Below are 281 nucleotides of genomic sequence, written 5' to 3'. Positions count from 1 at the left end.
ACACCAGCGAGACCGTCAGCGGCGACGCCAAGCGGGAGACCGGCCGCGAGCTGGGCGACTACTACACCGCTGACGGCAACCCTCCCGGAGTCTGGGTCGGTTCCGGCCTTGCCACTCTGGGCGTATCGGGGACGGTGACCGAAGAGCAGATGAAGGCGCTCTATGGGGAGGGGCTGCACCCGAACGCTGAGCGCATCATCACCGCGGAACAAGCGGCCGGCAAGTCCGTCGAGGAAGCGACTGCCGCGGCGAAGCTGGGCCGGTCGTACTACGCCTACAGC

General features: G+C 68.0%; 1 protein-coding gene. It reads left to right on the top strand.

Annotation, left to right across the window (positions count from 1 at the left end; genetic code table 11):
- On the top strand, positions 1–281 hold a 281-nt coding region (locus AC1RPQ_RS08425), incomplete at both ends, for a relaxase domain-containing protein (RefSeq protein WP_481762333.1).

This window comes from Dellaglioa sp. CoH-57-MRSF-21 (genome assembly GCF_056781915.1).
The sequence above is the reverse complement of the archived record's forward strand: the minus strand, read 5'-3'. Positions and strand labels throughout refer to the sequence as shown.